Origin of the sequence: Ferrimonas futtsuensis DSM 18154, assembly GCF_000422645.1 — a bacterium.
Lineage (GTDB): Bacteria > Pseudomonadota > Gammaproteobacteria > Enterobacterales > Shewanellaceae > Ferrimonas > Ferrimonas futtsuensis.
The window spans coordinates 60062-82085 of record NZ_AUGL01000008.1 but is presented as its reverse complement, the minus strand read 5'-3'; the positions used below and the strand labels follow the sequence as shown (position 1 = coordinate 82085).

Here is a 22024-nt window from a genome sequence, read left to right as displayed (position 1 = left end):
TTACTCCTTATCTTTGGCAAACTGGCCCAGGCCTTCGAAGGTGTTGGCCACCGGAGGCTTGGCATCCGCCTGGGTCACATGGCACTGCAGGCACAGGTAGCGACGAGGCGCCACATGCGGCAGCACGATGCCGTCACGATCGGTAAAGTGGGTTGGGCTGACCCGAGGCGCACCGGTGGTCAGGTAGTTGTCCACGTCGTGACATTGCAGGCAGCGGTTGGTGGACTGGGTGATCTGATACCCCTGAACTTTGTGGGGCACCAGAGGCGGCTGGTTTACGTAGTTCAGTGCCTGGCGGTCGATCTCCTTCAAGACCTTCTTCAGTCCCGGCGCCTTGTTGGTTTCCTCCAGGGGCACATCTGAACGCATGCCAAACTGGTGTTCTTCGGCGGCAATGGCCACCAGGGGAAGCAGAAGTGCGCCACACAGGGCAATTCGAAGTTTCATGGTGTTCTCCAATTCTTTTGGCAAGGGGCCCCTCAGGGCCCATCTCTCAATCAGGCCTTACGCACCTTGACGGCGCACTTCTTGTAGTCGGTCTCCTTCGACAGCGGGTCGGTGGCATCCAGAGTCAGTTTGTTGACCAGGGTGCTGGCGTCGAAGAAGGGCATAAAGACCAGACCACGAGGCGGCTTGTTGCGGCCACGGGTTTCCACCACGGTCTCCACCTCGCCGCGACGAGAACTCACCATCACCTTGTCGCCACGGCGCAGGCCGCGCTCCTTGGCATCCAGTGGGTGCATAAAGACCACAGCATCGGGGAACGCCTTGTACAGCTCGGGGACCCGCTGGGTCATGGTGCCGGTATGCCAGTGCTCCAGAACCCGACCGGTGGAGAGCCACAGGTCAAACTCGCCATCCGGAGACTCTGCCGCAGGCTCGAAGGGCAGCGCGAAAATCACCGCCTTGCCGTCTGGCTTGCCATAGAATTGGAAATCGCTGCCCGCCTTCACATAGGGATCGGCACCCTCTTTGAAGCGCCACTTGGTCTCCTGACCGTTGACCACCGGCCAGCGCAGGCCGCGCACCTGATGGTAGGTGTCGAAGTCGGCCAGATCGTGGGCCTTGCCACGACCGAAAGTGGCGTACTCCTCGAACAGCCCCTTCTGGATGTAGAAGCCGGCGGCGCGGGCGTCGTCGTTCAGGCGCTCGGCAGGGACTTCATCCAGGCCGTACTGGTTCACCTGGCCATTGGCGTAGAGGACGTCGAACAGGGTCTTGCCACGGTATTCGGGCTTCTGGGCCAGCAGCTCTTCGGGCCACACCTCTTCCACTTTGAAGCGCTTGGAGAACTCCACCAGTTGCCACAGATCAGACTTGGCTTCGCCCGGCGCCTTCACCTGCTGATACCAGAACTGGGTACGACGCTCGGCGTTGCCGTAGGCACCCTCCTTCTCCACCCACATGGCGGTGGGCAGGATCAGGTCGGCGGCCATGGCGGTCACCGTTGGGTAAGGGTCGGACACCACCACGAAGTTGGCGGGATCTCGGTAGCCCGGCAGGCGCTCTTCGTTGATATTGGGACCGGCCTGCATGTTGTTGTTGCACATCACCCAGTAGGCATTGAGCTTGCGATCCTTGAGCATGCGGTCCTGCAACACGGCGTGGTATCCGGGCTTAGGCGGAATGGTGCCCTCGGGCAGCTTCCAGATCTTCTCTGAGTAGGCGCGGTGTTTGGGGTTCTTCACCACCATGTCTGCGGGCAGACGGTGAGCGAAGGTGCCCACTTCCCGGGCGGTGCCACAGGCGGAGGGCTGGCCAGTCAGGGAGAAGGGGCCGTTGCCGGGCTGGGAGATCTTACCGGTGAGCAGATGGATGTTGTACACCAGGTTGTTGGCCCACACGCCACGGGTGTGCTGGTTAAAGCCCATGGTCCAATAGGAGACCACTTTGCGGTTGGGGTCGGCGTACAGCTCCGCCAGGGCGATCAGCTTGTCCGCTTCCACACCGGAGAGCTTGGCTACGGTGTCGACGTCGTAGTCGGCAACAAACTTCTTAAACTGCTCGAAATCAATGGCTTCGGAGCCGCCCTTGCCGGGGTTCTTCGCCGCCTTCTCCAGAGGATGCTCGGGGCGCAGGCCGTAGCCGATGTCGGTGATCCCCTTACGGAAGTTGGTGTGCTTGTTGACGAAGTCGTGGTTCACCTTGTCATTCTGAATGATGTAGTTGGCGATGAAGTTGAGGATCGCCAGATCCGTCTGTGGGGTGAACACCATGGGGTTATCCGCCAGCTCGAAGCTGCGGTGCTCATAGGTGGAGAGTACCGCCACCTTCACATGCTCGGCAGAGAGCTTGCGGGCGCTGAGGCGCGACCACAGGATGGGGTGCATCTCCGCCATGTTGGAGCCCCAGAGAACGAAGGCATCGGCCTGCTCCAGGTCGTCGTAGCAGCCCATGGGCTCATCGATGCCGAAGGTGCGCATGAAGCCACCCACAGCGGAAGCCATACAGTGGCGCGCATTGGGATCGATGTTGTTGGAGCGGAAACCGGCCTTGTACAGCTTGGCGGCGGCGTACCCTTCCCACACTGTCCACTGACCGGAGCCGAACATGCCCACAGAGGTCGGGCCCTTCTCTTTCAGGGCCGCTTTGAACTTGTCGGCCATCACGTCGAAGGCCTCATCCCAGGAGACCGGAGTAAACTCACCATTTTTGTCGTACTTGCCGTTGCTCTTACGCAGCATGGGCTGAGTCAGACGGTCCTTTCCGTACATGATCTTGGGCAGGAAGTAGCCCTTGATGCAGGTCAGGCCGCGGTTCACCGGCGCCTGTGGGTCGCCCTGAACCGCCACCACCTTACCCTGGTTGGTGCCCACCAGAACGGAGCAGCCGGTGCCACAGAAACGGCAAGGCGCCTTATCCCAAACAATGGTGTCGTCGTTGCGGGTGGCGATGATCCCCTTAGCAGCAGCGGGAACAGCCAGGTTAGCCGCAGCAGCGCCGGCCGCGATGGCTTGCGCTTTTACAAAGTCTCGACGTGATAGTTTCATCATCTATTCCTTGAACCTTTTACGGTCAGTCGTTAGAAATTTTTTGGTGATAGATCAGGGAGGTTGCGCCTACACCCTGCAACCCTTTGATCTGGTCAATGCACTCCACCTGGGAGTTTTGATGTGTGTGTGTCAGCAGGACCACCATCTTGCCGGAGGGGTCGTTGACCTCGACGCTGACTCCGGGCAGCTCATTGAGACGGGATTCCACCACGAACCGTTTTTCCGGCTGGGTATTCACCACCAATGAACAGATGTGTTCAGTCATGGGCAGACTCCTTGGGTATCTGCAAAGAGAGGGATTGACTGGGACAACGAGGTAGACAGGCTCCGCAACCATTGCAAGCCGTTGAGAGAACCGGATGAGAGATACCAATTGTCGGCTTGAAGCTGATGGCGGCCATATCGCATGCGTCTGCACAGCTGCGACACTCAATGCCCTGCAAGGTTAGGCAGGTGTCGTCCAGTGCCACGCGGTAGGGCCAGGGGGAGTGCTCCGAATCCTGAAAAAGGGCTTCCCCACAAGCCTTGGCGCAATGTCCACAAAAGCTGCACTCCGCCTTGTCAAAGTCCAGCTCGGGGAAGCCCCCATCGCCGATAACGATGACGCCGGTTTCACAGGAGGAGAGGCATTGGTGACAGCGCGTGCAGCCGTCAATAAACTCTTCCTCTGAAACCAGATGTGGCATTCGCAGAACCTGAGCCTTGCGGCCGGTGGCTCTGCGCCACAGCGGAGAACGTGCCATCTTGTTGTCCCAGTCAAATAAATCGGGCTCGCGCCCGAGAATTCTTCAAACTCGTGTGCAATGTAACCGCTGGGTTAACGATGGGGATATACCCATTAGGAAATAGATGAAGTCTCGCTTGATCCTCATCAATAAAACTGCTTGTTTCAGTTGCCTTTTGAGTTCACAAAACAATCACATTTTTGCACCCGGACACACTTCGCCACCACCAAAGCCAACAGATTTCACATTTTTCCGCCACTTTCGCGACCCGCAAGGCGAAGTTGGTTCCGGCATCGCTGGTGTGTTCCCCTCTGTAACGACCGATGAAATCTGACCGGCTAACGCCTACAATGCCGGTAGAGCGACCAACCAAAAAACAGGAGAGAGGGATGCCCCATATCAGAATCAGTGGAATGGAGCGTCAGCAAGTGATGCACATGAGCGAGGCCCTGGTGGACCAATTGGCCGAGGTGGTGGGCTGCCCCCGGGACCATTTCACCATTGAGCTGTTGCCCACAGAGTTCATTTTTGACGACAAGATGGATGCAAATCGCTACCCATTCATTGACGTTCAATGGTTTGAGCGTGGCCAGCAGATCCAGGACAGAGTGGCTGAAATCATCACAGATGCGGTGCGCAACCGGTTAAGAGGGGAGGAGAAGGAGCTGGATGTCTGTGTTCGGTTTTACCCGCTCGATCCCTTCAAATACTACGAAAATGGCAACCATTTCGGCTAGTTTAGATGACTCTAAACTTTGGGCTTCACATTTCTAGACGACCGGTCATATAATACAAGCATGGCAAGACCAAGACGAAGCGATCACAATCGGCAACCTTTGCTGGAGGCGGGCGTTACCCTGCTCAGTGAACAGGGCTATCACGGCACCGGCCTGAAACAGATCCTGGACAGGGTGAAGATCCCCAAAGGCTCCTTCTACCACTACTTCGACAGCAAAGAGCAGTTTGCTGCCGAGGTGATTCACTATTACATCGACCAGTACGTGAGTCAGTTGAAGCAGGTGACGGACCAGCCGGGCCTGGCGCCCATGGAGAGATTACTGGCTGTTATAGAGTTCACCCTGGATAAGCTGGAGCAGGAGGGGCTGGAGAAAGGGTGCATGCTGGGTAACCTGACCGCCGAGGTCGGGGGCCAGAGTGAACTGTGCACCCAGGCGATGCTGCGAGGCTGGACCCTTTGGCAGAGCTGGCTCACCTCACAGTTTGAGGAGGCGCAGCAACGCCATGAGGTGCGCCAGGACCTGACCGCCGAACAGATGGCCAGGCTGTTCTGGGACAGATGGGAAGGCGGGTTACTTCGAATCAAACTTCAGGGAAGCACCCAAGGGTTCCGTCAGGATATGGCCCTGATGCTCAAGGTCATCTTGCGCTAATCACCATGAATACCAGGCGCAGCCCAGGCTGCGCTTTTTTGAAATCAATTTATAGACGACCGGTCTAGCAGGAGAGATGGATGACTGATATCGCCACCCCATTGCAACTGACTCCAGAGGTCCAGTTCAGCAACCGCCTGTTCAAATCCGCCATGAGCGAGCAATTGGGCGATCGCAATCACAACCCCACCACCGCCCTGCCCCGGCTGTATCGCACCTGGGCCGACGGCGGCATCGGCCTCTCCGTCACCGGCAACGTGATGGTGGACAGAACCGCCCTGGGCGAACCGGCCAACGTGGTGCTGGACGACCACAGTGACCTGAGCGCCTTTCGCGCCTGGGCCGACGCAGGCAGGAGCAACGGCAGTCAGATCTGGATGCAACTGAACCATCCGGGCAAGCAGATCCCCGCCATGCTCAGCAAGGAACCTCTGGCGCCCTCTGCCATTCCCCTGGGCGGCGGTCTGGAGAAATCCTTCAATACCCCAAGGGCGATGACCGACGATGAGATTGTTCAGACCATCGGCGCCTTTGCTAGGTCGGCCCGACTGGCCAAAGAGACGGGTTTCGATGGCGTGCAGATCCACGGCGCACACGGCTACCTGGTAAGCCAGTTCCTCTCTCCTCGTCACAATCAGCGAGAAGACGATTGGGGGGGCGATGCCTCAAAAAGGATGCGCTTCGTGCTCGAGGTCTACCGGGCCATTCGTGCCCAGGTCGGCGATGACTACCCTGTTGGCATCAAACTGAACTCCGCCGACTTTCAGAAGGATGGCTTCAGCGAAGCGGAGTCCATGGCGGTGGTCGAGGCCCTGGAAGCAGAGGGGATCAACCTGATTGAGATCTCCGGCGGCACCTACGAGGCGCCGGCGATGATCTCCGGTAACCGCAAAGCCTCGACACGGGCAAGAGAGGCCTACTTCCTGGAATACGCCGAGCAAGTGCGTCGCCGCGTCTCTGTACCCCTGGTGGTCACCGGAGGGTTTCGCAGCAGCCGGGGGATGAACCAGGCCCTGGCCAGTGGCGCCGTGGACATGGTGGGGCTGGCGCGGCCGCTGTCGGTGATGCCGGATCTGCCCAACCGTGCCATGGCCGATGCAGACTTTGAGATTCGCTTCAAAGAACCCACCACAGGCTTTAAAGGGGTGGATGCCATGGCGATGCTGGGGATCACCTGGTATGAGTTCCAGCTGGAACGCATGGGCCATGGCAAGGCGCCCAAACCCAATCTGTCTGCCTGGCTGGCAGTGGCGGGCACCGTCAGGCGTCTCGGCGCCCACGCCTTCCGCCAGCGCCGCGCCTAGACTGGCGCAGCACAAACAGAAACGGGGTCCCAGAGGACCCCGCTTTTTACCGCCTGTCTGGCCTTACTTGACCACAATCTTGCCGGCGAAAATGATCGGAGAGAAGGTGCGCTTCAGGCTCTTACTCTCGAAGCTGGGCAGGTTCATCTGCTCATCGAACTCCACCTTGTCACCCTTTTTCACCTTGGTCTCCGGCGCAGCGGCCCAAACCAGTTTGCCCTCTTCCTTAATCTGCACATAGGTGTAACCGCCGGCGTTCATGGTCTCCACCACTTCGCCGCTGTGCAGCTGAGCCGCGTGCGCCGTCGCAGCCATGCCCAGAGCCAGAATCGCCGTGCTGGCTGCCTTAACCAAAGTCTTAAACATGTTCATCCCTTATATGGATTTGAGTGAGCTAATGGTGCAATTAAAGCAGTGATGGGCGCTTGGGACCAGCTTTTACGGTAACTCTGCAATACGGTGCGCAAAGCCCAAAAAAAGATGCAGAGAAAAGGAACTTTTTACTCGAGCGAAAAAGGATGTTCCAGCAGCGGTTTCTCTTTACATTCGACTGAATCTGTTTAGTATTTTTTGGTTAAATTCAAAACAAGGATGTTCATATGTACCGCTCTCTAGCAATTGCTGCCCTGACTCTGGCCCTGAGTGCACCACTTAAGGCTGTGGCAGGCTCCGCAGAATTTGACCAGGCCTACAACGCCTACCAGCAAGCCGTCAACGCCAAAGACCTCCAGTCTGCCCTGACTCATGCCCGGGAAGCCTATCGACTGGGTGCCGACCTCTTTGGTGTCGATTCCGTCGACTACGCCAACCTGGGCATTAACCTGGCCAAGCAACTGCCCCCCAACGAACAGGAGAAGGCGGCGTCCCTGCTCAAGCAGGCTTTAAAAAGCTACAAAAAAGCATACGGCAAGGAGAGTGACAAGCTGCTGGAGATCTATGCGCGATTGATCGAAACGGATTTCGACCATCGCAAGAGCCACCTCAACGCCATGCTGGCCCTGGGTGAAGAGGTCTATGAGAAAGACTCTCTGGCCTATGCCAATCTGATGTTGGAAGCATCACGCATCTGCATGCGTGACAGCCAGCTGGCCAGAAAAGGTCGCAGCCTGGCCGGTGACGCCCTGGAGATCATCAAGGAGAAAGCCCCCAGGGAGACCCTGGAGCGAGTTGAGGCGGAATACGTCAACGCCCTGTGGGCCCAGGGGTTCAGCGAAGATGAGGCCGCCATAGAGCATTTCGGCACCGTCATTGAACTGCTGGAGGATCTGGAGTACAGCCACCCCTATGCCCTGGCTGCCCACTCCCGGCTGGTCCCCCTGCTGGAGCAAAGCGGTCGCAGTGACGATGCCACCGCACACTGCCTGGCGATCGCCCAGATGAAACCCTGGGACAACAACCAGGAGCAGAAACCTCTTTTTCGACAGGAGCCAAGGTGGACCAAATCAGCCATTCAACGCGGTAAGAACGGCTCCGTCGTCCTGGATATCACCATCGACAAACAGGGCTTTGTGACCGACATGAAGGTGCTTGAGAGCGAGGGGCACAAAGACTTTGTCAGAGAGACCAAGAAAGCGGTAAAGAAGTGGCGCTACGCCCCCAAGTTCCAGGATGGCCAACCGGTGACGGCCAACACCCAGGTAAAAATGGAATTTCTGGTACGCAAAGGTTAAAAGAGGAACCATCGAGAGAGCCTGCCTCCGGGCTGGCTCTTTTCTAGCGCCCCGCACTTTGGGTCCAGGGCACATCACTCACCCTGCCAGCCAGATCGAGAAATTGGCTGAAACCGGGCAGCCAATCAGGCCAGAATGGCAAATGCTCCTGCCGGGGCATGACCAGGGCTCGCCTCTCTCCAAACTCGGACGCACAGCCGGCATTGGCCGACAACACCTGCGCCACCGTCATACTCAGACTGCCTCCCGGTCGCCCAGACGCCCCTTTTCCGGCTCATTGGCCTCGTGCCTTGAACTCCCCCGGGATGAGTTGGAGGTGATTGGCCACGACAGCGCAGACATAAAAAAACGGGCCCCTTTCGGGGCCCGCCTCTGTGCCGGTCAGTGAGTGAGCACTGACACGGGACAGATGACACCAATTTTACTCAATATCTGTTCACTACTGCTGGCTTAAATTGTTCCACTCTGCGTTGTAAGACTGACTGTTAGGGCCACTAGCAGCGGCGTCTTACGCCTTAATTGGAACAATTTCTTGGTCGCATTAGATTGAACATCTACCTAATGAAACTGGCATTACCAACCGGTGATTTCGCGCAGGGCGGATCCGATCTCGGCCAGGGAACGCACGGTCTTGACACCGGCGTCTTCCAGGGCGGCAAACTTCTCGTCGGCGGTACCCTTACCACCGGCGATGATGGCGCCGGCGTGGCCCATACGCTTGCCTGGAGGTGCGGTCACACCGGCAATGTAGGAGACCACAGGTTTGGTGACGTTGGCCTTGATGAAGGCGGCCGCCTCCTCTTCCGCGGTACCGCCAATCTCACCGATCATCACGATCGCCTCGGTAGCCGGATCCTTCTCGAACATCTCCAGCACGTCGATGAAGTTGGAACCCGGGATTGGGTCACCACCGATGCCCACACAGGTGGACTGACCGAAGCCTTCGTCGGTGGTCTGCTTAACCGCCTCATAGGTCAGGGTGCCGGAGCGGGAAACGATGCCCACTTTGCCAGGCTTGTGGATGTGACCGGGCATGATGCCAATTTTGCACTCACCCGGGGTGATGACACCTGGGCAATTGGGGCCAATCATGCGCACGCCTGCCTGATCCAGCTTCACCTTCACTTCCAGCATATCCAGGGTCGGAATGCCTTCGGTGATGGTGACGATCAGCTCGATGCCAGCGTCGATGGCTTCCAGGATGGCGTCCTTGCAGAAAGGCGCCGGTACGTAGATCACGGTGGCAGTGGCGCCGGTGACCTCGACCGCTTCACGAACGGTGTTGAACACCGGCAGACCCAGGTGGGTGGTGCCACCCTTGCCTGGAGACACGCCACCGACCATCTGAGTCCCATAGGCGATCGCCTGCTCGGAGTGGAAGGTCCCCTGACCGCCGGTGAAGCCCTGGCAGATCACCTTGGTGTCTTTATTGATAAGAACGCTCATTACTGACCCTCCGCGGCTTTCACTACTTGCTGCGCGGCGTCGGTCAGACTGGTGGCAGCGATGATATTCAGACCAGACTCGGCCAGGCGCTGTTGGCCCAGCTCGGCGTTGTTGCCCTCCAGGCGAACAACCACAGGCACCTCGACGCCCACCTCTTCCACGGCACCGATGATGCCCTCGGCAATCAGATCACAGCGGACGATGCCGCCGAAGATGTTCACCAGTACCGCCTTCACGTTGGCGTCGGACAGGATGATCTTGAACGCTTCGGTAACGCGCTCCTTGGTGGCACCGCCGCCCACATCCAGGAAGTTGGCAGGCTGACCACCGTGCAGGTTAACGATGTCCATGGTGCCCATGGCCAGTCCGGCGCCGTTGACCATGCAGCCGATGCTGCCGTCCAGGGCCACGTAGTTCAGCTCCCACTGAGCCGCATGGGCTTCGCGAGCGTCTTCCTGAGAGGGATCGTGCAGCTCGCGAATGGAGGATTGACGGTACAGGGCGTTGGAGTCGATGTTGATCTTGCCGTCCAGGCAGTGCAGGTCACCCTGGTCGGTGATCACCAGAGGGTTAATCTCCAGCAGGGCGAAATCCAGGTCCAGGAACATCTGCCCCAGGCCCATGAAGATCTTGGTGAACTGCTTGATCTGGTCACCCTTGAGGCCCAGCTTGAACGCCAGTTCACGGCCCTGGTAAGGCTGAGGGCCCACCAGGGGATCGATGGCGGCCTTGTGGATCAGTTCAGGAGTCTCTTCCGCCACCTTCTCAATCTCTACGCCACCTTCGGTGGAGGCCATAAAGACGATGCGCTGGGTTCCGCGGTCCACCACGGCGCCCAGATAGAGTTCGTTGGCGATGTCGGTGCAGGACTCCACCAGGATCTTGGCCACGGGCTGGCCGTTGGCGTCGGTCTGGTAGGTCACCAGGTTCTTGCCCAGCCAGTTCTGAGCGAACTCGCGGATCTCTTCCTTGCTGGACGCCAGCTTTACACCACCGGCCTTACCACGGCCACCGGCGTGCACCTGGCACTTAACGACCCACTTGTCGCCGCCAATCTTGTCGGCGGCTTCAGCAGCTTCCTGAGGGGTGTCACAGGCGTAACCCTCAGATACGGGCAGGCCGTACTCAGCGAACAGCTGCTTAGCTTGATACTCATGCAGATTCATATGTTCTATCCATATAACGTCTTGTTATTCCGGTCGTACTCCGACCAGGCATGGGGTGACCGCACCGACAGCCGGTGCGGTCGCATTTTGGTATTAGATGTCCAACAGCAGACGCGTCGGATCTTCCAACAGCTCCTTGATGGTCACCAGGAAGCCCACAGACTCCTTGCCATCGATGACCCGGTGGTCATAGGACAGGGCCAGATACATCATCGGCAGGATCTCAACCTGGCCATTGACCGCCATGGGGCGATCCTTGATGGCGTGCATCCCCAGGATGGCACTCTGAGGCGGGTTAATGATGGGGGTGGACATCAGCGAGCCGAACACACCACCGTTGGTGATGGTGAAGTTGCCGCCGGAGAGCTCCTCCACAGTCAGCTTGCCGTCGCGGCCCTTGATGGCCAGCTCTTTGATGCCTTTCTCGATCTCGGCCACAGACAGCTTGTCGGCGTCACGCAGCACCGGCGTCACCAGACCACGAGGGGTGGACACGGCGATGCTGATGTCGAAGTAGTTGTGGTACACCATGTCATCGCCATCCAGGGAGGCGTTGACCTGGGGGTAGCGCTTGAGCGCCTCGACCACGGCTTTTACGTAGAAGGACATGAAGCCCAGGCGAATGCCGTGGCGCTTCTCGAAAATGTCCTGATACTGCTTACGCAGCACCATGATCGGCTGCATGTTGACCTCATTGAAGGTGGTCAGCATGGCGGTGGAGTTCTTGGCCTCCAGCAGACGCTCGGCGATGCGCTTACGCAGACGGGTCATCGGCACCCGCTTGTCGGTGCGGCCATTGAGCTCAACCGCAGGGGCTGACTCGGCTGCGACCGGGGCGGCGGCGGGCTTGGACTTGAGGAAGGCTTCCACATCCTCTTTGGAGATGCGACCGCCAACGCCGGTGCCCTTGATCTGAGCAGCCTCCAGGTTGTGCTCGGCGATCAGGCGGCGGACCGAAGGGCTCAGCGCGTCATTGGCATCGCCCTCGTCGGCGGCGGCCGCCGGGGTTTCCGCCTTGGCCTGGGCTTCCTCTTTGGTCACCTCGGCGCCGGGTGCGGCGCCGGCCTTGAACATGGCGATCACCTGCTCCGCCAGAACGGTGTCTCCCTCGGCGTGAATGATCTCGCTGATGGTGCCATCTTCCGGCGCCACCACTTCCAGTACCACTTTGTCGGTTTCGATGTCCACCAGGTTTTGGTCGCGGCTGACGCTTTCACCGGGCTGGACGTGCCATGTGGCAATGGAGGCATCGGCGACTGACTCTGGCAGTACGGGGACTTTAATTTCGATGCTCATCTGAACCTTTCCTTGTGCAATTATTCTTCAATATTCAGGGCGGCATTCACCAGCGCCTGTTGTTGTTTGTTATGGACAGAGGGGTAACCCACCGCCGGGGCCGCGGAGGCCTGACGGCCCGCGTAAGTCAGGTTCGCCCCGGAGGGGATCGCCTGCCAGAAATGGTGCTGACTGGAATACCAGGCCCCCTGGTTCTGGGGTTCCTCCTGGCACCAGACGAAATCGGTCACGTGCTGGTAGTCTGCGAGCACCTTGGCCATCTCTTCGTGTGGGAAGGGGTAGAGCTGCTCGACCCGAATCAGGGCCACGTCGGTCAGTTCACTGCGACGACGCTTCTCCAGCAGGTCGAAGTAGACCTTACCGGAGCAGAATACCACCCGGTTCACCGCCTTGGGATCCAGCTCATCCATCTCGCCGATGACGTTCTGGAAGGTGCCGTTGGCCAGCTCCCCCAGGTCGCTCACCGCCAAAGGATGACGCAGCAATGACTTGGGCGACATCACCACCAGGGGGCGACGCATGGGGCGGACGCTCTGACGGCGCAGCATGTGATACACCTGGGCCGGGGTGGAGGGCACACACACCTGCATGTTGTGGTCGGCACACATCTGCAGGAAGCGCTCCAGTCGGGCCGAGGAGTGCTCGGGGCCCTGCCCCTCATAGCCGTGCGGCAGCAACATGGTCAAGCCGCACAGACGGCCCCACTTCTGCTCACCGGAGCTGAGGAACTGGTCGATCACCACCTGGGCACCGTTAGCGAAGTCACCAAACTGGGCTTCCCACATGGTCAGGGTCGCCGGCTCGGCGGTGGCGTAACCGTACTCGAACGCCAGCACCGCCTCCTCGGACAGCACCGAGTCGTAGATCTCGATGGTGCCCTGGCCGTCACGCAGGTGGCGCAACGGCATGTAGGTGGTGGCATCGTCCTGGTTGTGCAGCACCGCGTGGCGGTGGAAGAAGGTGCCCCGGCCGGAATCCTGACCGGTCAGGCGGATGCGGGTGCCCGTATCCAGCAGAGTGGCGTAGGCCAGGGTCTCGGCCATCCCCCAATCCAGCGGCTTCTCACCGGCCGCCATCAGCTGGCGGTCCTTGTAGGTCTTGGCCACCCGGGATTGCAGCTTATGGGCTTCGGGCACATCACAAATGGCCTTGGCCAGCTCAGTCAGCTTGGGCATAGGAACCTGGGACTGGTACTCAGAGTTCCAGTCGTGCCCCAGGAAGGGGCTCCAGTCGACAGAGTGGGCTTCCATGGTGCGCCACTCGGGTACCACACACTCGCCCTGGTCCAGCAGTTCACGATAGGCGTTGATCTGCTCGGTGACCTCTTCCGGGCTCATCACCTGACTGTCGATGAGGCGATCGGCGTACACCTTGCGGGGAGTGGGGTGCTTCTTGATCTTCTGGTACATCAGAGGCTGAGTGGCGTTGGGCTCATCCGCCTCGTTGTGACCGTGTCGACGGTAGCAGATGAGGTCGATCACCACGTCACGACCAAACTCGTGGCGGTAATCCACCGCCAGTTGGGCAACGAAGGCCACCGCTTCCGGGTCGTCGGCGTTCACGTGGAAGATGGGGGCCTGCACCATCTTGGCGATGTCGGTGCAGTACTCGGTGGAGCGGGTATCTTCCGGGTTAGAGGTGGTGAAGCCCACCTGATTGTTGATCACCACCCGCACGCTGCCGCCGACGCTGAAGCCGCGGGTCTTGGACATGTTGAAGGTTTCCTGGACCACCCCCTGACCGGCGATGGCGGAGTCGCCATGGATGGTCACTGGCATCACCTTCTGGCCGTTCTCACAGCCCAGGCGGTCCATACGGGCGCGCACAGAGCCCATCACCACCGGATTCACGATCTCCAGGTGAGAGGGGTTGAAAGCCAGGGCCAGGTGGACGTTGCCGTCCGGGGTGGCGAAGTCGGAAGAGAAACCCTGGTGGTACTTAACGTCACCACTGCCCAGGGTCTCATCGTGCTTGCCGGCGAACTCGTCGAACAGATTCTGGGGCTTCTTGCCCAGTACGTTCACCAGCACGTTGAGGCGGCCACGGTGCGCCATGCCCACCACCACCTCTTTGGTGTCATGGTGACCGGCGCGGTAGATCAGCTCGCGCATCATGGGGATCAGGGCATCACCGCCCTCCAGGGAGAAGCGCTTGGCACCGGGGAACTTGGCCCCCAGGTACTTCTCCAGACCTTCGGCGGCGTTGAGGCCAGCCAGGATCCGCTTCTTGTGTTCGCCGTCGAAACTGGCCTTGCCGGAGATGGGCTCCAGGCGCTGCTGAATCCATCGCTTCTCCTCGGTGGAGGTGATGTGCATGTACTCGGCGCCGATGGAACCACAGTAGGTGGCTTTCAGGGCGTCCAGCAGCTTGGACAGCTTCATGGTGTCACCGCTGGCCGACGCGTAGGAGCCGATGTTGAATTCGCGCTCCATGTCGGTGTCGGTGAGACCGTGGAATTCTGGGGTCAGTTCGGGGACAGGGTCACGTTTCCACAGACCCAGGGGATCCAGGTCGGCAGCCTGGTGGCCACGGAAACGGTATGCGTTGATGATCTGCAGGACCTTAACCTGCTTTGCGGTCAGTTCAGGGTCGACGGCGGTCTTCACCGAACTGGTCTGCTCCATGGCTACCTGACGGAAGTAGTCCTGGATGCGACGGTGATTCGCCTCCTGGCCCGCTCCGTTGGTGGGCAACCGGTCGAAGATCTCACGCCACTGTTGCGATACCTCTTCTGGTTCGTCCAGGTAGAGTTCGTACAGCTCTTCGATGTAACTTGCGTTGGCACCGGCTAGATGGGAGCTGTCCAGCCAGTCCTGCAGTGAGCCTTGTTGCATCTGTATTCCTTTATCAACCAAGCCTGGTTATACCTGTTGCCTTTCTAAGGCATTGTTATTGTTTTTACCACTGCCCTTTAGTCGTATTTTATCGATTCGGGGCGTTAGAGCACTATACAAAAAGGTCACGCTCTTCGCAGCCGAAGAGGTGACCTTGATATCAAATACAACGATAAACAACGCGTTGCATCATTACACCGCCCGTTGCAGCAACATTGACTTGATGTGACCGATCGCCTTGGTGGGGTTCAGACCCTTGGGGCAAACGTTCACGCAGTTCATGATGCCGTGGCAGCGGAACACGCTGAAGGCGTCATCCAGCTCTGCCAGGCGCTCGTCGGTGGCGGTGTCGCGGCTGTCCACCAGGAAGCGGTAGGCGTGCAACAGGCCGCTGGGGCCGACAAACTTGTCCGGGTTCCACCAGAAGGAGGGGCAGGCGGTGGAGCAGCAGGCGCACAGGATGCACTCATACAGCCCATCGAGCTTTTCACGCTCTTCCGGGGATTGCAGGTGCTCACGGCCTGGATTCTTATCGTCGTTGATAAGGTAGGGCTTCACCTTCTCGTACTGCTTGTAGAACAGGCTGAGGTCCACCACCAGGTCGCGAATCACCGGCATGCCCGGCAACGGACGAATCACCAGCTTCTTGCCGTTGAAGGCGGAGATGGGGGTGATACAGGCCAGACCGTTCTTACCGTTCATGTTCAGGCCGTCGGAGCCACACACGCCCTCACGGCAGGAGCGGCGGAAAGTCAGCCCGGGATCCTGCTCCTTGAGCATCATCAGCACGTCCAGCACCATCATGTCCTTGCCTTCCGGCAGGTCCAGGGTGTAATCCTGCATGGTGGGCTTGGCGTCAGTCTCCGGGTTATAGCGGTAGACAGAAACTTGCAAACTCATTCCCTGTCACTCCTTAGTAGGTACGCTTCTTGGGCGGGAAGGCTTCCCGCAGCTTGGGCGTCATGTTCACGTCACGTTTGGACATCTCGCCTGTGATGGGGTCATACAGGGAGTGGCACAGCCAGTTGCCGTCATCCCGCTCGGTGAAATCTTCACGAGAGTGGGCACCGCGGCTCTCGGTGCGGAAGTTGGCTGCCTCGGCGGTGGCCAGGGCGGTCTCCATCAGATTATCCAGTTCCAGGCACTCGATGCGGTTGGTGTTGAACGCCTTGGAGCGGTCGTTGAGCTTGGCATTCTCCAGGCGGGCCTTAATGGTCTTGAGCTCCTGGAGCCCCTCGGCCATGGCTTCGCCCTGGCGGAATACCGAGAAGTTGAGCTGCATGCAGTTCTGCAGGTCCTTACGGATCTGGTTCGGATCTTCGCCGCTCTGGTTGTTCTCCCAACGGTTGAGGCGAGCCAGGGAGGCATCGATGTCAGACTCTGAGGCGTCACGGGCTTCGGTTTGAGCTGCCAGGGTTTCACCCAGGTGCTTACCGGCCGCGCGACCAAAGACCACCAGATCCAGCAGGGAATTGCCGCCGAGGCGGTTGGCGCCGTGTACCGACACACAGGCGATCTCACCCACGGCAAACAGACCCTGAACCGGCTTGTCGCCCAGGCCGATCACCTGGCCGTTCACGTTGGTGGGTACCCCGCCCATCATATAGTGACAGGTGGGGATCACCGGAATCGGCTCCTTCACCGGATCAACGTGAGCGAAGGTACGGGACAGTTCACAGATACCCGGCAGGCGCGATTCCAGCACCTCTTCACCCAGATGGTCCAGCTTCAGCTTGGCGTGGGGCCCCCAGGGGCCATCGCAGCCGCGGCCTTCGCGGATCTCGGTCATGATGGAGCGGGCCACCACATCGCGGCCGGCCAGGTCCTTGGCGTTAGGAGCGTAGCGCTCCATAAAGCGCTCGCCATCCTTATTCAGCAGGTAACCGCCTTCACCCCGACAGCCTTCGGTCACCAGTACCCCGGCGCCGGCGATGCCGGTGGGGTGGAACTGCCACATCTCCATGTCCTGAACCGGAACACCGGCGCGCAGGGCCATGCCGACACCGTCACCGGTGTTGATGTGGGCGTTGGTGGTGGAGGCATAGATGCGGCCGGCGCCGCCGGTGGCCAGCACGGTGGCCTTGGCCTTGAAGAACACAATCTCGCCGGTTTCGATGTCGATGGCGGTGGCCCCCACCACGGCACCGTCCTGGTTCTTCACCAGATCCAGGGCGTACCACTCGGAGTAGACTTCGGTCTTGTTCTTGACGTTCTGCTGATACAGACAGTGCAGCAGGGCGTGACCGGTACGGTCGGCCGCGGCCGCGGTCCGGGCTGCCTGCTCGCCGCCGAAGTTCTTCGACTGGCCGCCGAAGGGTCGCTGATACACCTTGCCGTTGTCGAAGCGGCTGAACGGCAGGCCCATGTTCTCCATCTCGATGATGGCTTCCGGGCCGGTCTTGCACATATATTCGATGGCGTCCTGGTCGCCGATGTAATCGGAGCCCTTGACGGTGTCGTACATGTGCCATTCCCAGTTATCCTCGTGGGCATTGCCCAGCGCCACCGTGATGCCGCCCTGAGCGGATACGGTATGGGAACGGGTCGGAAACACTTTGGACAGCAGGGCACAGGATTTGCCCTCCTGAGAAATTTGCAGTGCTGCGCGCATGCCTGCGCCGCCGGCACCGATGACGATAGCGTCAAATTCGCGTACTGGAATACTCACTTACACACCCCACAGAATAACAACACCGGTGGCCAGGTAGGCCAGCAGGACAACGTTGATCACAAACAGGATAAAAGCACGAAGCTTGGCGGGCTTGATGTAGTCTGTGGCCACCTGCCACATACCAATCCACCCGTGAATTAATACGCTGAACAGCGCCAAAAGGGTGAACACTTTCATGCCCACAGAGGCGAACAGCCCCTGCCAGGTGTCGAACGTCAGTGAGGGGGAGGTCACCAGGTAACCCACCAGAAACAGGACGTAAGCCAGCATCACCAGAGCGCTGGCTCGAATCAGAACGAAATCCTGGACGCCGCTGCGTCCAAATGTCGCGGCATTCTTTACCATAACCAGGCTCCTGCCAGAACGGATACCACCAGAGTTATGACAAAGCTGGCCTTGGCGGACGCGTTGCCGGACTCCATCTCTTCAAAGTGTCCCAGGTCCTGGAACAGGTGACGAATGCCGCCGATGGCGTGATACGCCAACGCGGTTAGGATTCCCCACACGATGAATTTGACGAAGAACGTCTGGAAATAGGATTGAACCTGGGCAAATCCTTGAGCACCGCTCAGGGAAGTGGCCAGAAGCCATAGCAGGATGGCAAGGGCGACGAAGGTGATGACACCACTGACACGATGCAGAATCGACGCTATCGCCGTGGCGGGAAACTGAATCTGGCTCAGATCCAGGTACACAGGTCTTTGCTTATTCACAGCTGCTCACTCAGCTCCATTGAGCACTTTTTGTTATTTCCACCGAAATTGGGACATCCGTCCCTACTCCTAGGTAGGCGTTTTAAACAGAAAATAGGCAATATTTTAGCCGAGTGATTGCTGGGTAATTCCGCAGGACCTCACCGCTCTACTGCCTCTTTTCAGCGGCCCGCGCCCAGTATACATAGCGCTGTTTTTGATTACAAACATCACATTTTGCCAATTTCTGAGATTTGCCACACAGATCCATCCGAACCGGCAGTGAGCTGTGAATAGCGTCCAAAAGTGCATGAAAGTGAAGCAATTTCGATTAAACATCCGACCAGGCAATTGATTTTTGTGATTGCTGTCTCTTAAAATGGGACGGACGTTACGGATAGATAACAAGAATGTAGTAAGGAGAACACGGTATGGCTGAATCTAAAGCCACACTTCAGGTTCCAGGCCAGGAAGCGGTGGAACTGCCCATTAAACAGGGCTCCGCGGGCTTTGATGTAATCGACATCAGCACTCTGGGCAAGCATGGGTACTTCACTTTTGACCCTGGCTTTATGGCCACCGCTTCCTGTGAGTCTGCAATCACATACATCGACGGCGCCAAGGGCGTGCTGCTGCATCGCGGCTACCCCATCGACCAACTGGCCACCCGCTCCAGTTATATAGAAGTTTGCTATCTATTGCTGTTCGGTGAGCTGCCCGGCAAGGCGGAGCTGGAGAAGTTCGAGAAAACAGTGACCTACCACACCATGGTTCACGAACAGATCTCCACCTTCTTTAAAGGTTTCCGCCGCGATGCCCACCCCATGGCGATTCTTTGTGGTGTGGTAGGCGCTCTGTCCGCCTTCTACCACGACTCCCTGGATGTGAACGACCCCAAACACCGTGAGATCTGCGCCTACCGTCTGATCTCCAAGATGCCGACCCTGGCGGCCATGGCCTACAAGTTCAACCTTGGCCAGCCATTCGTGTATCCACGCAACGACCTCTCCTTCGCCGGTAACTTCCTGCACATGATGTTCTCTGTGCCCTGTGAAGACTACCAGGTGAACCCTGTGGTTGAGCGCGCCATGGACCGCATCTTCATCCTGCATGCGGACCACGAGCAGAACGCCTCCACCTCCACGGTGCGACTGGCGGGCTCCTCCGGTGCCAACCCCTTCGCCTGTGTGTCGGCCGGTGTGGCCTCGCTGTGGGGACCCGCCCACGGCGGTGCCAATGAAGCCTGTCTGGAGATGCTGGCAGAGATCGGTACCGTTGACCGTATCCCTGAGTTCATCGCCCGTGCCAAGGACAAGGAGGATCCGTTCCGCCTGATGGGCTTTGGCCACCGGGTGTACAAGAACTTCGATCCCCGTGCGACCGTGATGCGTGAGACCTGCCACGAGGTGCTCAAAGAGCTGGACATCAATGATCCACTGCTGGACGTGGCCATGGAGCTGGAGCGCATTGCGCTGGAAGACCCCTACTTCGTTGAGAAGAAACTCTATCCCAACGTCGACTTCTACTCCGGCATCATCATGAAGGCCATTGGGATTCCAACCTCCATGTTCACTGTGATCTTCGCCCTGTCCCGCACCGTGGGCTGGATTGCCCACTGGCAGGAGATGCTGAGCCAGCCAGGCCACAAGATTGGCCGGCCCCGTCAGCTCTACACTGGTGCCGACAAGCGTGATTACGCCGAGCTGTCTGACCGGGACTAAGGTCAACGCGCCCCAAAACAGAAAAACCCGGAACCAGGTTCCGGGTTTTTTCTGTCTGACGGGTCGGCGGCGGCATCATTGTTTGTCGGAGAATTCGATTGCCTCAATCGAAAAATACCCACACATTTCCTGTGCCAACTCCCTTTTTAACAGACTCAAAGCAGTTCTAGCAGCTCCATGGGGTGATGAATGATCCCCTTCGGCGAAGCAGAGCGCAGTACATCGACAGACCCAGCCCCGTAAGACACCCCCACACCGATGGCACCTGCGCGGTTGGCCATCTCCAGATCGAACAGGGCATCGCCCACCATCATCGCCCTGCCCGGCTGGCAGTTTAGCTCGCCACACAGTTGCAGGATCATCTCCGGGTGAGGCTTGGAGGCCGCTTCGGTGGGGGTGCGGCTGGCATCGAACAGCGGCCGCAGCCCTGAAGCGTCCAGTACCCGTTCCAGTCCGGGCCGGCCCTTGCCGGTTGCCACCGCCAACCGGTACCCCTGCCCCTTGAGTTCATGCAGCAGCGCCTCGGCGCCATCAAACAGCGGGGTAGGCACATCGGAGCGCTCCAGGTACCAGCTGCGGTAGGCCTGGATAAAGGGCTCGACCCGTTGAGGATCCATCTCCGGCACCAGGGTGTCGATGGCGGACTCGATGGAAAGACCAATGATGGAACGTACCGACTCGGCACAGTTCACCGCCATGGACAGCTCACCACAGGCGCGTTGCCAACTGTCGACGATGCGGTCCACCGAGTCCATCAGGGTGCCGTCCCAGTCGAAGATCACCAGATCACACTGGCTCATGCGGCCCCCTCCGACTTCAGCTGCGTAATCAGCTTCTGCAGCCTGGGCTCCAGCGGCGCCTCCAGCTCCATGGTGACCTCCTCCCCCGGATGGAGGAATCGCAGCTTGTGGGCATGGAGGAACAGACGATTGAGTCCTTTGCCCTTCATGCTGCGGTCGAAGCTGTCATCACCGTAACGGTCGTCACAGGCGATAGGGTGTCCCTTGCACTGGGTGTGCACCCGAATCTGGTGGGTGCGGCCGGTAATGGGGCTGGCTTCAACCAGGGTGGCATCGGCACCAAAGCGCTCCAGTACCCGGAAACGGGTCTCTGAGGGTTTGCCCTCGCCACTGACCCGAACCATGCGCTCGCCGGAGTTAAGGGTGTTTTTCAGCAGAGGCTCGCTGACCACACGGTCTCTGTCCTGCCATTTGCCCTTTACCAGCGCCAGATACTGCTTCTTCATGGTCTTGCTGCGCAGTTGGTCCTGCATATGCTTCAGGGCGCTGCGGCGCTTGGCCAGCATCAACAGTCCGGAGGTGGCCCGATCCAGCCGGTGTACCAGTTCCAGGTTCTTCTCTTTCGGTCTCAGGGCACGCAGGGCCTCGATGACACCGAAGTTCACCCCGCTGCCGCCATGCACCGCAATGCCCGAGGGCTTGTTGATCACCAGGATCAGTTTGTCCTCGTAGACGATGCACTCCTCCAGTTGGGCCACCTTGGTCAGCTTGGCGGAGGGCAGGTTGTCCTGTTGAGACTTTTCAGAAACACGAATGGGGGCGATCCTCAGCTGATCACCGGCCTGCAACTTGTACTCCGGCTTGATCCGTTTCTTGTTGACCCGGACCTCACCTTTACGAAGCAGTCGATAAATAAGGCTTTTAGGAACCCCTTTGAGGAAAGTGCGCAAAAAGTTATCAATCCGCTGGCCTTCGTAGTCAGGCTCCACGGTCACCCATTGCACCTTGGGTGAATTACTCTGTGATGAATCAGTCATGGGCGCCATTGTACACCTAATCGCACTCAGGCGGACAATATGGAGAATGTTGATTGCCGCAAGGGGAGGAAGTTGCTATATTCTTGCGGTTGCAGCTTGACTAAAAGATGAATTTTTAGCGCGTCTGCACAGATTTGGTCCTGCTACCGGTTTTTATAGATAAGACCTTCGATGCCAGGTCCGGGACAGTGAGGAACTCTCTCCTGCCACAGGACCGGCGTGAAGCTCCAACCGAGCAGTTGACCCCTAAACAGGAATGCAAAATCGGAAACCGTTTCAGGTCCTCCGTCCGGTGATGTACCGGGATAGAATTTCGGCCGCAACGCCCTTTGGCGCTG

The 22024-nt window shown here is 58.9% G+C and carries 22 protein-coding genes; 6 read left to right on the top strand and 16 right to left on the bottom strand.

Translation table 11 applies throughout. The annotated features are described in order from the left end of the window. Genes G505_RS0106590 through napF form a run of 4 tightly spaced genes read right to left on the bottom strand, consistent with a single transcriptional unit; the run spans position 1 to position 3736 of the window. Positions 1-447: a nitrate reductase cytochrome c-type subunit gene (locus tag G505_RS0106590; RefSeq protein WP_035385144.1), complete on the bottom strand. Its 447-nt coding sequence runs from the start codon at positions 445-447 to the stop codon at positions 1-3. A 50-nt stretch (positions 448-497) separates the two neighbouring features. Further along, on the bottom strand, positions 498-2990 hold the full coding sequence (napA, locus tag G505_RS0106585; RefSeq protein ID WP_028108856.1) for a nitrate reductase catalytic subunit NapA: 2493 nt from the start codon (positions 2988-2990) through the stop codon (positions 498-500). Positions 2991-3015: 25 nt separating this feature from the next. Continuing rightward, entirely contained in the window at positions 3016-3258 is a 243-nt protein-coding gene (locus G505_RS22700) for a chaperone NapD (protein ID WP_035385143.1), read from the bottom strand. Continuing rightward, entirely contained in the window at positions 3251-3736 is a 486-nt protein-coding gene (gene napF / locus G505_RS22695; RefSeq protein WP_084643888.1) for a ferredoxin-type protein NapF, read from the bottom strand. Before napF ends, G505_RS22700 begins: the two co-directional genes overlap by 8 nt. 106 nt (positions 3737-3842) lie before the next feature. Here napF and G505_RS23005 point away from each other — a divergent pair, with 106 nt between their 5' ends. From G505_RS23005 to G505_RS0106560, 4 genes are all read left to right on the top strand, one after another. Beyond that, on the top strand, positions 3843-4052 hold the full coding sequence (locus G505_RS23005) for a hypothetical protein (RefSeq protein ID WP_157509080.1): 210 nt from the start codon (positions 3843-3845) through the stop codon (positions 4050-4052). 55 nt (positions 4053-4107) lie between these two features. Next, positions 4108-4455: a DUF1904 family protein gene (locus G505_RS0106570; RefSeq protein WP_028108853.1), complete on the top strand. Its 348-nt coding sequence runs from the start codon at positions 4108-4110 to the stop codon at positions 4453-4455. 60 nt (positions 4456-4515) lie between these two features. Further along, positions 4516-5109 carry a TetR/AcrR family transcriptional regulator gene (locus tag G505_RS0106565; RefSeq protein WP_028108852.1) on the top strand — a complete coding sequence of 198 codons (594 nt, stop codon included), beginning with the start codon at positions 4516-4518 and terminating at the stop codon, positions 5107-5109. A gap of 80 nt (positions 5110-5189) precedes the next feature. Next, positions 5190-6413, top strand: coding sequence for an NADH:flavin oxidoreductase/NADH oxidase family protein (locus G505_RS0106560; RefSeq protein ID WP_028108851.1), 1224 nt, complete (start codon positions 5190-5192; stop codon positions 6411-6413). 63 nt (positions 6414-6476) lie between these two features. Here G505_RS0106560 and G505_RS0106555 read toward each other — a convergent pair whose 3' ends face one another. Continuing rightward, positions 6477-6779: a hypothetical protein gene (locus tag G505_RS0106555; protein ID WP_028108850.1), complete on the bottom strand. Its 303-nt coding sequence runs from the start codon at positions 6777-6779 to the stop codon at positions 6477-6479. Positions 6780-7012: 233 nt separating this feature from the next. Here G505_RS0106555 and G505_RS0106550 point away from each other — a divergent pair, with 233 nt between their 5' ends. After that, positions 7013-8083 (top strand): energy transducer TonB, encoded by a 1071-nt coding sequence (locus tag G505_RS0106550; RefSeq protein ID WP_028108849.1) that lies wholly within the window; start codon positions 7013-7015, stop codon positions 8081-8083. 43 nt (positions 8084-8126) lie between these two features. Here the strand turns inward: G505_RS0106550 and G505_RS0106545 are convergent, their stop codons facing one another. The 9 genes from G505_RS0106545 to sdhC all read right to left on the bottom strand — a co-directional run bounded on the left by G505_RS0106545 (position 8127) and on the right by sdhC (position 18209). Beyond that, complete coding sequence (locus G505_RS0106545; RefSeq protein ID WP_028108848.1) at positions 8127-8315, bottom strand: hypothetical protein; 189 nt, start codon at positions 8313-8315, stop codon at positions 8127-8129. 341 nt (positions 8316-8656) lie between these two features. After that, a complete protein-coding gene (gene sucD, locus G505_RS0106540) occupies positions 8657-9529 on the bottom strand; it encodes a succinate--CoA ligase subunit alpha (protein WP_028108847.1) in 873 nt (290 codons plus the stop codon). Then, positions 9529-10695 (bottom strand): ADP-forming succinate--CoA ligase subunit beta, encoded by a 1167-nt coding sequence (sucC, locus tag G505_RS0106535; RefSeq protein ID WP_028108846.1) that lies wholly within the window; start codon positions 10693-10695, stop codon positions 9529-9531. Before sucC ends, sucD begins: the two co-directional genes overlap by 1 nt. Before the next feature lie 93 nt (positions 10696-10788). Beyond that, positions 10789-11991 (bottom strand): 2-oxoglutarate dehydrogenase complex dihydrolipoyllysine-residue succinyltransferase, encoded by a 1203-nt coding sequence (gene odhB, locus G505_RS0106530; RefSeq protein ID WP_028108845.1) that lies wholly within the window; start codon positions 11989-11991, stop codon positions 10789-10791. Positions 11992-12011: 20 nt separating this feature from the next. Further along, positions 12012-14825 carry a 2-oxoglutarate dehydrogenase E1 component gene (sucA, locus tag G505_RS0106525; RefSeq protein ID WP_028108844.1) on the bottom strand — a complete coding sequence of 938 codons (2814 nt, stop codon included), beginning with the start codon at positions 14823-14825 and terminating at the stop codon, positions 12012-12014. 192 nt (positions 14826-15017) lie between these two features. Further along, positions 15018-15725 carry a succinate dehydrogenase iron-sulfur subunit gene (locus G505_RS0106520; protein WP_028108843.1) on the bottom strand — a complete coding sequence of 236 codons (708 nt, stop codon included), beginning with the start codon at positions 15723-15725 and terminating at the stop codon, positions 15018-15020. 13 nt (positions 15726-15738) lie between these two features. Continuing rightward, positions 15739-17493 carry a succinate dehydrogenase flavoprotein subunit gene (gene sdhA, locus G505_RS0106515; RefSeq protein ID WP_028108842.1) on the bottom strand — a complete coding sequence of 585 codons (1755 nt, stop codon included), beginning with the start codon at positions 17491-17493 and terminating at the stop codon, positions 15739-15741. Further along, entirely contained in the window at positions 17494-17841 is a 348-nt protein-coding gene (gene sdhD / locus G505_RS0106510) for a succinate dehydrogenase, hydrophobic membrane anchor protein (protein WP_028108841.1), read from the bottom strand. After that, entirely contained in the window at positions 17835-18209 is a 375-nt protein-coding gene (gene sdhC, locus G505_RS0106505) for a succinate dehydrogenase cytochrome b556 subunit (RefSeq protein ID WP_028108840.1), read from the bottom strand. Before sdhC ends, sdhD begins: the two co-directional genes overlap by 7 nt. A 410-nt stretch (positions 18210-18619) precedes the next feature. Here sdhC and G505_RS0106500 point away from each other — a divergent pair, with 410 nt between their 5' ends. Next, positions 18620-19909, top strand: coding sequence for a citrate synthase (locus tag G505_RS0106500; protein ID WP_028108839.1), 1290 nt, complete (start codon positions 18620-18622; stop codon positions 19907-19909). 155 nt (positions 19910-20064) lie between these two features. Here the strand turns inward: G505_RS0106500 and G505_RS0106495 are convergent, their stop codons facing one another. Together G505_RS0106495 and rluC are read right to left on the bottom strand one after the other, a co-directional pair. Further along, complete coding sequence (locus tag G505_RS0106495) at positions 20065-20709, bottom strand: HAD-IA family hydrolase (RefSeq protein WP_028108838.1); 645 nt, start codon at positions 20707-20709, stop codon at positions 20065-20067. After that, positions 20706-21686, bottom strand: coding sequence for a 23S rRNA pseudouridine(955/2504/2580) synthase RluC (gene rluC / locus G505_RS0106490; RefSeq protein ID WP_028108837.1), 981 nt, complete (start codon positions 21684-21686; stop codon positions 20706-20708). Before rluC ends, G505_RS0106495 begins: the two co-directional genes overlap by 4 nt. Between the last annotated feature and the right edge of the window lie 338 nt (positions 21687-22024).

Bases quoted from the DNA above. Each gene is read 5' to 3' on its own strand.
- G505_RS0106565 (WP_028108852.1), top strand. From the start codon at position 4,516: ATGGCAAGACCAAGACGAAGCGATCACAATCGGCAACCTTTGCTGGAG.
- G505_RS0106570 (WP_028108853.1), top strand. From the start codon at position 4,108: ATGCCCCATATCAGAATCAGTGGAATGGAGCGTCAGCAAGTGATGCAC.
- G505_RS0106495 (WP_028108838.1), bottom strand. From the start codon at position 20,709: ATGAGCCAGTGTGATCTGGTGATCTTCGACTGGGACGGCACCCTGATG.
- G505_RS0106545 (WP_028108848.1), bottom strand. From the start codon at position 8,315: ATGACGGTGGCGCAGGTGTTGTCGGCCAATGCCGGCTGTGCGTCCGAG.
- G505_RS0106520 (WP_028108843.1), bottom strand. From the start codon at position 15,725: ATGAGTTTGCAAGTTTCTGTCTACCGCTATAACCCGGAGACTGACGCC.
- napA (WP_028108856.1), bottom strand. From the start codon at position 2,990: ATGAAACTATCACGTCGAGACTTTGTAAAAGCGCAAGCCATCGCGGCC.
- sucD (WP_028108847.1), bottom strand. From the start codon at position 9,529: ATGAGCGTTCTTATCAATAAAGACACCAAGGTGATCTGCCAGGGCTTC.
- G505_RS23005 (WP_157509080.1), top strand. From the start codon at position 3,843: ATGAAGTCTCGCTTGATCCTCATCAATAAAACTGCTTGTTTCAGTTGC.
- sucA (WP_028108844.1), bottom strand. From the start codon at position 14,825: ATGCAACAAGGCTCACTGCAGGACTGGCTGGACAGCTCCCATCTAGCC.
- G505_RS0106560 (WP_028108851.1), top strand. From the start codon at position 5,190: ATGACTGATATCGCCACCCCATTGCAACTGACTCCAGAGGTCCAGTTC.
- G505_RS0106555 (WP_028108850.1), bottom strand. From the start codon at position 6,779: ATGTTTAAGACTTTGGTTAAGGCAGCCAGCACGGCGATTCTGGCTCTG.
- sdhD (WP_028108841.1), bottom strand. From the start codon at position 17,841: ATGGTAAAGAATGCCGCGACATTTGGACGCAGCGGCGTCCAGGATTTC.
- odhB (WP_028108845.1), bottom strand. From the start codon at position 11,991: ATGAGCATCGAAATTAAAGTCCCCGTACTGCCAGAGTCAGTCGCCGAT.
- G505_RS22700 (WP_035385143.1), bottom strand. From the start codon at position 3,258: ATGACTGAACACATCTGTTCATTGGTGGTGAATACCCAGCCGGAAAAA.
- G505_RS0106590 (WP_035385144.1), bottom strand. From the start codon at position 447: ATGAAACTTCGAATTGCCCTGTGTGGCGCACTTCTGCTTCCCCTGGTG.
- sucC (WP_028108846.1), bottom strand. From the start codon at position 10,695: ATGAATCTGCATGAGTATCAAGCTAAGCAGCTGTTCGCTGAGTACGGC.
- napF (WP_084643888.1), bottom strand. From the start codon at position 3,736: ATGGCACGTTCTCCGCTGTGGCGCAGAGCCACCGGCCGCAAGGCTCAG.
- G505_RS0106500 (WP_028108839.1), top strand. From the start codon at position 18,620: ATGGCTGAATCTAAAGCCACACTTCAGGTTCCAGGCCAGGAAGCGGTG.
- G505_RS0106550 (WP_028108849.1), top strand. From the start codon at position 7,013: ATGTACCGCTCTCTAGCAATTGCTGCCCTGACTCTGGCCCTGAGTGCA.
- rluC (WP_028108837.1), bottom strand. From the start codon at position 21,686: ATGACTGATTCATCACAGAGTAATTCACCCAAGGTGCAATGGGTGACC.